The organism is Actinoalloteichus spitiensis RMV-1378 (assembly GCF_000239155.1).
In the GTDB taxonomy this organism is placed as follows: domain Bacteria; phylum Actinomycetota; class Actinomycetes; order Mycobacteriales; family Pseudonocardiaceae; genus Actinoalloteichus_B; species Actinoalloteichus_B spitiensis.
Genome location: NZ_AGVX02000262.1, coordinates 1 through 6,618, shown reverse-complemented (window position 1 = coordinate 6,618; position 6,618 = coordinate 1). Strand labels below are relative to the sequence as shown.

The window sequence follows — 6,618 nt, the reverse complement described above, 5'->3', positions numbered from 1 at the left end:
GCTGCTGCGGCAGCGGCGGCCCGCCGAGGCACTGCGGGTGCTGGACCGCGTGCTCGCCGAGAACCCGGACAAACCCAGCGTGCAGGTGTTGGCCGGCCGGGCCTACTACTACACGGCACAGCTCCGCCGTGCCGAGGCGGCCTTCGCGGCGGCGGTGGAGATGGACCCGACCGACCACTACGCGCGGTTGGCCCTCGGGAGGACCCTGCAACGCCAGGGACGGCTGGAGGAGGCCCAGACCCAGCTGCGGCTGGCGGCCTCCATGAACCCCACTCCCGCGTACCAGGAGGCCCTCGGCGAGGTGCGGGCCCGGATCTCGCTGTTCGAGCGGTGACCGCCGACGGGTTCCCGCCCTTCCGCTCGACGGCACGACCGGTGCCGCACGAGGTGGCTCCGGGCGGCCGTCAGGGGGCGGGCACCTCGACGGTGGCGTACCGCTCGGCGAGGCCGAAGACGCGCTGCCCGTAGTCCAGCGAGTTGTTGTAGGCGAACACCGAGTTCCACCAGTCGGTGGGGTCGTCCATGTCGGCGCCGGCCGAGCAGAGGTAGCGGGCGGTGCCCAGCGCCGCGTCGTCGATGTGCTGGGGGTCGGCGACGCCGTCGCCGTTCCCGTCCGCGCCCCAGATGTCCCAGGTGGACGGCAGGAACTGCATCGGCCCTTCGGCGCGCACGTAGACGGTCTCCCCGGCCTCGGCGCTGGCCTCCTCGTCGATCATCTCCCGGATCCCGGGCCCGCCGTCGAGGGGCACGCCGTAGATCGGTTCCGAGGGCAACCCGTCCTCCTCCAGGGTGCGCCCGCCGATCTGCCCGTGGTCGGACTCGATGCGGCCGATCGCCGCGACGGTGCTCCACCGCACTCCGCACGCGGGCAGTTCGGCGCGCATCCGCACCTCGGCCGCCGCGTAGGCGCGCAGCGCCCTGGCGGGAACGTCGAGCACGGTCGCCATCCGTTCCGCCCACTCCTCGACGGTGGTGGGCGGCGGGTGTGGCGCGGAGCTCTCCGGCGGAGCCGTCCCCTCCTCGACCTCGGGTGGCGCGACCGGCGGCGCGCCCTCCTCTCCTGGGCCGGGTGGGACGGCGACCGGAGCGGCGGGGACCGCGCTGCGGGGTTCCACGTCGGCCGGGTCGATGGGGATGCGGGTGGAGACCGGTGCTCCCCGGGAGGGCGTGAAGGAGTCCACGAAGTCGAGGACCCGGAACGCGACCCACGCCGAGCCGGCGAGCAACGCCAGGACGAGGAGCCAGCGGAGGAAGGTCGCTGGTCCTCGCCTGCGGCGCCGGGGACGCGTCGCCGGTGAGGACAGCGGCAGAATGGTGACCACGCCGTCAGATTACTGGTCGATAACGAATGGACAGCCCGAAACGTCCCGGTTCGGCGTCGGAACGGCGGCCCCGGCGTGGCGGGGCCGGCCTCGGGTTCGGAGCTGGCCGGTTCCGGAGGGGGCGGCGGTCGCGCGGAGGAGGGTCCTCCCCGCCGGTGGGAGCGTCCACACCCGCCGCCCCCGGGAACGCGGTCTCACCGCAGGACGTCGCGGCTGAGCTGTCCGTACCGTTCGGCCCGTTCGAGGATGTCGGTGGCGTAGGCGCGGCTCTCGTTGTAGGTGAGCACCGCCCGCCACCACCCCGCCGGCTCGGTCAGGTCGCCGCCCGAATCGCAGAGGTAGTTGCCCGCCGCCAGCGCCGCGTCGTCGATGTCCTGCGGGTCGGCCACCCCGTCGCCGTCGGCGTCGACTCCCCATTCCGCCCAGGTCTGGGGGAGGAACTGCATGGGGCCGACGGCACGGTCGTACACGTCGTCCCCGTCGAGTTCCCCGCCGTCGGTGTCGAGGATTTCCTTGACCCCCGGGCGACCGTCGAGCGGGATGCCGATGATGGGCTCACTGGGACGTCCCGTCCGGTCCAGGGTCGCGCCGCCGTGCCGCCCGTGGTTGGACTCGGCGGCCCCGATCGCGGCCAGCGTCGTCCATGCCAGCCCGCAGGACGGGTTCTCGGCCCGTACCGTCGCGGCTGCGTAGCCGTAGGCCTGGAGAGCGGCCCTGGGGATGTTCAACGGGTCGGCGAGCGCCTCCGACCAGCCGATGAGCTGGTCCTGCGGACGCGTCCCCAACCGGGTGGGTCCGTCGACGCTGACGACGGACACCGGGGGAAGACCGGCCCCCTCGTCGGGTGGCGCCACGGCGGGCATCTCCTCCGCCAGTGCCTGGAGGTAGTTCCCGTCGGCCGGATCGTCCCTGGACACGAAGGCGACCAGGGCCGAGGACGCCAGCGCCAGGGTGACGCCTCCGACGACCAACCGGGCCCATCGTCGTCGCCCGGGGGCGGATGACATGTTGGACACCGCTCCGTCCTCCTCACTCGCGCCGGCGCGGTCTCCTGTGGAGCACCCCGCGCGGTCGCGTCCGGATGAGCCACGCGGTGATGGCCTCCGGGACGGTAGCGCATGGGCGACCGCGGCCGGCACCCCTCGGCCCTGGCGCGTCGAGCACGCGGAGGGGACGGGGCGCCCGCCGAGCCGGGGGCGCACCGTCCTCAACGGACGGCCGCCGCCGGTCGGGCTCCCCGTCCCCCGCGCGTCAGCGCCCCTGCTGGGGGGCGGGCCACCGCGGCGGGACGGCCGCCGGCCGTTCGGCGAGCTGATCCAGTGCGACGCGGATCGCGGTGTCCAACTGCGGATCGCGACCGGCGGCCCAGTCCTGCGGCCGGCACACCACCTCGATGTCGGGTTCGACGCCGTGGTTCTCCATGCCCCACTCCCGGCCCCGCAGCCAGGTCGCGTAGCCGGGCTGGGTGACCAGGGTGCCGTCGACCAGCCGGAACCGGGAGTCGATGCCGATGGTCCCGCCCCAGGTGCGGACCCCGACCACCGTGCCGACGCCCAACGCCTTGATCGCCCCGGTGACGATGTCACCGTCGGAGCCGGACAGCTCGTCGGCCAACGCCACCACCGGCCCGCGCGGCGCGTCGCTCGGGTAGCTGGCGTAGCCCCGGCCGTCCCGGTCGAACTGGTAGCCGATGATCTGGCGGGCCAGCTTCTCCACGACCAGCTGCGAGAGGTGCCCGCCGCCGTTCTCCCGGAGGTCGACCACGAGGGCCTCGTACTGGGTCTCCAACCGCAGGTCGCGGTGCAGCTGGGCCCACCCCACGGCCATCATGTCGGGTACGTGCAGGTAGCCGAGTCGGCCCTCCGACTGCTCCCGGACGTAGGAGCGGCGGTCGGCCACCCACTCCTGGTAACGCAGGGCCTCCTCCCCCGCCAACGGCACCACCACGGTGCGGCGGACCGCCCCGCCCGCGCACGGCCGGACGGTGAGCTCGACCTCCTTGCCCGCGCTCCCGACGAGCTGGGGACCCGGGCCGGTCACCGGGTCCACCGGCAGGCCGTCGACGGCGACGAGCACGTCGCCGGGTTGCACCGCGACGCCGGGGGCCAGCAGCGGCGACCTGGCGGCCGGGTCCGAGGTCTCACCCGGGAGCACGCGGTCGATCCGCCAGTTCCCCTCCTCGTCCCTGACCAGGTCGGCACCGAGCTTGCCCTGCCGCCGCTGCTGGTCGCCGCCACCAGGGGCCACCGCGTAGGCGTGCGAGGTGCCGAGTTCGGCCTGGGTCTCCCACAGCAGGTCGATCAGGTCGTCGTGGCTGCCGAGGCGCTCGGTCAGCGGGCGGTACCGCTCGAGGATGCCGTCCCAGTCCACGCCGTCCATGTCGGACCGCCAGAACCGGTCCCGCATCAGGCGTCCCGCCTCGTCGAAGGCCTGTCGCCACTCCCGACCCCGGTCGAGGGTGAACCGCACCCTGGACAGGTCGATCTCGACAGGACCGCCGGGCCCGTTCGACTCGGCCTTGCGGTCGGCGGGGACCAGGCGCAACGCGCCACCGTCGGTCAGCAGCAGCCTCGTGCCGTCACCGCTGACCGCGACCCGGTCGACGTCCTCGACGAGGACCTCCAGCCGGTTCTCCTTCAGGTCGTAGCGTTCCAGGATGGCCTGCTCGGCCTTGGCGTCCTGGCTGGGCCTCGCGTCGCCGAGGACGCCGCTGGCCTGCTCGCGCAGCCACACCACGCCGCCCTTGACGGGGAGCAGCGAGTGGTAGTTCCCGGCCGCGACGGGGAAGGGCACGGCACGTTGGGCGATGCCCTCCACGCTCAGGACCGTGGCCTCGTGCCTGGTCTCACCACCGCTGTCCGTCGACTCGCCGTCCTCCCCCGTCTCCCCGGGAGCCGGGCGGCCCTGCGTGGTCGGCCCGAAGGGCGAGGGGGTGAGGGCCGCCAGCGGCACGAGGTGCGGGCGGCACGCGTTCGGGAAGGACATGTCGAACACGTGCGCGTCGTACACGGGGTCGAAGGTCCGTTCGGACAGGAAGGCGAGGTACTTGCCGTCCTGGGTGAAGACCGGCTCGGTGTCGACGAACCTCAGCTCGGTGACGTCGACGATCGAGGAGGCGGGCAGCTCGTCGGCGTCACCCACGGCCGCGGCGAGGTTCACCGCGCGGATGTGCCGCAACGGGTCCGGCCCGGGGTGGGACCAGGCGAGCCACTTGGAGTCCGGGGAGAACGCCAGGTCGCCCGGGTCGCTGGCCTCGGCGCGGGTGACGAGCCGGATCCGGCCGCTGACCAGGTCGACGGTGAGGAGCTTGTTGTCGTGGTTGCTGACCGCCGCCGTCAGGCCGTCGGGGGAGACCTCCAGCGCGAGGACACGGCCCAGCTCCCCGGCGCCGATCCTGCGGGGCTCGGCGCCCGGTTCCGCCCCGGTGACCGGCACGATCTCCAGCGCGTCCTCGCCGTCGGCGTCGGTGACGAAGACGACCGAGGCGGGGGCGTTCTCGGCGGCCTGCCGCTCGGACACGAACCGGGGCATCCTGGCCCGCACCCCGGGGGTGGCCGACAGCGCGCGCACCGGGCCGTCCCGGTGGCTCACCCAGTGCACGGTGCCCCTCGCGAGGACCGCGCTGGCCCGACCGGTGTGGTCCGGCACGGCCGTGGTCAGGTGGTCGGCGGCGGTGGCGGTGGTGGGACGGCGGAGCGCACCCGCCCCGGTGAGGGTCACGTCGACCCGTCGGGGCGTGCCGTCGAGGTCCTCCAGCAGCCACACCTCGCCGGCGTGCTGGTAGACCACCCGTTGGCCGTCGGTGCTGGCGAACCGCGCGTAGAAGCGGTCGTGGTCGCTGTGCCGGCGCAGGTCGGACCCGTCGGGCTCCGAGGAGTACACGTTCGCGACGCCCTCGTGGTCGGACAGGAAGACGATCCGACCGTTCACCCACAGCGGGCTGGCGAGGTTGCCGTCGAGTTCGGAGTGGATGCGCTCGAACTCCCCGGTCCCGTCGAGGTCCCGCCAGATCTTGCCGGTGGTGCCGCCTCGGTAGCGCTTCCAGTGGCCCGGATCCCGCATGGTGTAGCTGCCGAGCACCACCTGGCCGTCGGGACCGAAGGACACGTCGTTCAGCGGCCCGTAGGGCAGCCTGGTGGCCGGTCCGCCGTCGAGGGGCACCGAGTACGCCCAGGAGCGGGCACCGTGCGACTCCACCGTGGAGGCCGCGACGACGGCGGGCGCGCCGGACTCGTCCGACCGCCAGCCGAGCACCCGGCTACGACCGGCCCCCCAGTGGGTGAGCCTGCGGGAGATACCGCCCTCCAGGCCGACGACCTGGACCTCGGCTCGGCCGCCGTCGCGGGTGCTGGTCCAGGCGACCTGGCCACCGTCGGGGGAGAACCGGGGGTTGGTCACCGGCGCACGGTCGGCGGTGAGCCGCCAGGCCCGCCCGCCGTCGAGCGGTGCGAGCCAGACATCGTCTTCGGCGACGAAGGTGAGGAGATCCGCGTGGAGATGGGGGAAGCGGAGGTATCCGGCAATGTTCACCTCCGCCACCCTAACGACGAGCCACCCGCACCGACAGGATGATTACCGTTCCCCGCCGGTCGAGCGGCCGAGCTCTCCTCCTCTGCCGACCGCCGACCCGGTGGCCCGCTCCGGGACGTGACCGGTCACCGGGCGTCCCGTGCCCCGGCCGTCAGGGGGCAGCGGCACGGCGGGGAGGGCGAGCCGTTCGCCTCAGCGCCCGGCTCCGATCCGCCCCTCCTTGAGGGCGGTGAGGAACGCGCCGAACACGTCGGGTCTCACGTAGAGGGTCCCGGCCGCCCGGTTCTTGGTGTCCCGGATGCCCACCACGGCGGGGCCGGAACCGATCTCGACGCAGTTCGTCTGCGAGGTGCTGCGGCGCGACTTGCGCCAGCCGGCCACGGGGACGTGCGACATTCGGGTGCTCCGCTCTGGTAACGCAACGAGTTGGTGATCCGCCGCCTCGCCGTTGAGCGCGACCGAGTGCAGAGTAGAGCGAGGCCGGATTCCCGTTCGGGCGTCCCGCCACCAGGACGGTCTCCGTCGCGTTGGCGCTGGTCGGAAGCGGGGTCGGCGGGCAGGTGCGGATCTCCCGGGAGAACCGGGGCCGCCCACCGGCCGCATCGCGTTCCTCGGGCGCGACCGACCACGGACCGGCACCGGACACACCACCCGGGCATGGGCCCGGCGGCCGGGTCCGGGCAGGACCGGTCCTTCGACCGGAGGAGCCGGTAGCGGCACCGCGCACGACGACCCGCGGGGACCGGCGGACCGGCTGGGGGGGGGC

At 73.9% G+C, this 6,618-nt stretch carries 5 protein-coding genes; 1 reads left to right on the top strand and 4 read right to left on the bottom strand.

Going from position 1 to position 6,618, the window contains the following annotated elements; genetic code table 11:
- Position 1 precedes the first annotated feature (1 nt).
- Positions 2 to 334 (top strand): tetratricopeptide repeat protein, encoded by a 333-nt coding sequence (locus tag ACTIDRAF_RS0212750; protein ID WP_052168813.1) that lies wholly within the window; start codon positions 2 to 4, stop codon positions 332 to 334.
- A 70-nt stretch (positions 335 to 404) separates the two neighbouring features.
- Here ACTIDRAF_RS0212750 and ACTIDRAF_RS0212745 read toward each other — a convergent pair whose 3' ends face one another.
- From ACTIDRAF_RS0212745 to ACTIDRAF_RS0212730, 4 genes are all read right to left on the bottom strand, one after another.
- Positions 405 to 1,322: a lytic transglycosylase domain-containing protein gene (locus ACTIDRAF_RS0212745; protein WP_016699129.1), complete on the bottom strand. Its 918-nt coding sequence runs from the start codon at positions 1,320 to 1,322 to the stop codon at positions 405 to 407.
- 194 nt (positions 1,323 to 1,516) lie between these two features.
- Positions 1,517 to 2,329, bottom strand: coding sequence for a lytic transglycosylase domain-containing protein (locus ACTIDRAF_RS0212740; RefSeq protein WP_026066043.1), 813 nt, complete (start codon positions 2,327 to 2,329; stop codon positions 1,517 to 1,519).
- Positions 2,330 to 2,573: 244 nt separating this feature from the next.
- Positions 2,574 to 5,852, bottom strand: coding sequence for a S41 family peptidase (locus ACTIDRAF_RS0212735; protein WP_157163007.1), 3,279 nt, complete (start codon positions 5,850 to 5,852; stop codon positions 2,574 to 2,576).
- 192 nt (positions 5,853 to 6,044) lie between these two features.
- Entirely contained in the window at positions 6,045 to 6,248 is a 204-nt protein-coding gene (locus ACTIDRAF_RS0212730) for a DUF397 domain-containing protein (protein ID WP_016699126.1), read from the bottom strand.
- Between the last annotated feature and the right edge of the window lie 370 nt (positions 6,249 to 6,618).

Bases quoted from the DNA above. Each gene is read 5' to 3' on its own strand.
- ACTIDRAF_RS0212740 (WP_026066043.1), bottom strand. From the start codon at position 2,329: ATGTCATCCGCCCCCGGGCGACGACGATGGGCCCGGTTGGTCGTCGGA.
- ACTIDRAF_RS0212730 (WP_016699126.1), bottom strand. From the start codon at position 6,248: ATGTCGCACGTCCCCGTGGCCGGCTGGCGCAAGTCGCGCCGCAGCACC.